Origin of the sequence: Sphingomonas sp. 66-10, from assembly GCF_001897045.1 — a bacterium.
In the GTDB taxonomy this organism is placed as follows: domain Bacteria; phylum Pseudomonadota; class Alphaproteobacteria; order Sphingomonadales; family Sphingomonadaceae; genus Sphingomonas; species Sphingomonas lycopersici.
The window spans coordinates 17626-19398 of sequence record NZ_MKRR01000090.1; the positions used below are offsets into that span (position 1 = coordinate 17626).

The 1773-nt window shown below is 63.7% G+C and carries 1 protein-coding gene; it reads right to left on the minus strand.

The features are described from left to right. Positions 1-1664: DEAD/DEAH box helicase (locus tag BGN95_RS07355; RefSeq protein WP_286772132.1), on the minus strand; the 1664-nt coding region annotated here is incomplete at its 3' end. Positions 1665-1773 lie beyond the last annotated feature (109 nt).

Sequence of the window (1773 nt, forward strand, 5' to 3'; positions counted from 1 at the left end):
GTCGGGTCGTTGATCTCGGCAGCTCCTGCTCCGCGCAATGCGCTTGAAATTCGCAGGACCGAAGCAACCTCGACGCCGCCCTCACCCGCAATCCGGCCGAGCGGCGTCAGGGTGAGAGTTCCCGCCTCATCGGCGACGACGAGGCCGTGGCGAAGGAGGTCCCCCATCGCCCGCTCGAAATCATCCCTATCCCAGGTCCACCCGTCACGCGCCTTTGTTTGCAGGAACGCGCCGAACGAGGATTCCAAGAAATCGATCACTTCCGCGCGGTCCGCGCGCACCTTGCTCCGGGCTGCGCTGGCGATCACACGGACGATCATCGAGCGCGGATCCGTGTCACCCGACAGGAACCGGGAATGCAAATCCTCGGGCGACGCCGTCACATAGCGATGCCAAAGATCCCACTCCTCCCTGGGGGAGGCAGCGAGCAGGTAGGAAGTGCCCCGCTCGGCATAACCGAGACGTCCCGCGCGCCCGACGAGATTCTTATATTCGGCGACGGAATAGGGTTTGCGACCCGGATGCTCAAGCCCGACGATGACGACCGAGCTAGCGGGTGTGTTCACGCCCATCGCCAGCGTGGTCGTCGCAGCGATCACGCGCAGACTGCCCCCCTCCCGGCGGAATTCCTCTTCAATGATGCGTCGTTCGTCGGGTGTCAGGTCCGAAATATGGAATGCGACCCCGCCCCGCAGGCAAGAGCGCAAGGTCTCGCTCGCCTGGGACGGATCGAGCCGGGGCAGGCGTTCCATGGCCTCAGTCGCAGGCGGGAGGTCGAGGGCATTCGCCAGATAGTTCGCGCACCCGCGGGCCTCGCCTCGCTGTTCACGGAAGACTATCACCTGCTGTCCCTCACCGACGAGCTTGCGAACGAGGGGAATGACCCAATCCTGGCTCGACCCCTTGCCACCCCAGATGCGCTGGATCAGGGGTTCGGCGGTAATCTCCTCGCCAGTCTCGGCGGCGAGACGGCGGAAGCGACCGTCATGGAGCAGAAGGCCTTCGTCCAGTGGCACTGGCCTTTCCGTGCGACGCAAAAGCCGAGCGCCGAGCCAGCGCTCGAAGCCGTTGGTGTCGCCGATGACAGCGGACAACGCGATCAGCTGTGGTTCTATGCCGCGCCGTCGACGCGTACGTATCAAGGTGAGCAGGAATTCGAGATTGGCGCCACGGTTCTCGTCGGCGATCATCTGCGCTTCATCGATGACGACGACACCGGCTTGTTCGAGCACGTGCGGAAATGTGAGCGCGATGGCGGTGAACTTCTCGTAGGTCAGCAATGCGATGTCGTATTTGCCGCGCAAGAGCGGACCGATATCGTCGGTTTCGCCGGTGGCTTCGAATGTCCTTATGCCGAAGGGACCGTAGACCGTTTCGAAGTGCCGACGCTTGTCGGCGACCAACGCCTTGAGCGGCAGCAGGAATATGGCACGCCGTCTCGCGAGCACGGTCTTCAGCGCGGCAAGTTCGCCGACCATGGTCTTGCCAGACGATGTCGGCGCAGAGACGACCAGATGCTCGCCCGCGAGGACGCCATAATCGTTGATCGCGGATATCTGCAGCGCGTTAAGCCTGGGGATCGACTGCGCCCATTGCGCAATCAAAGCGGTCGGGAAACCGGCGGCGACCAGCGATTGAAGGTCTCCATCGACCTTGACTGCCAAGTCCCGCGGGAACGCGGCCTCCCAACGCTCGCCCTTGGCTGGAGAAGGTCGTCCGGTCCTCGCTTGTGCCGCCGGCTGTCGTTGCCCCCTAATTGCCTGACGAGGCCTC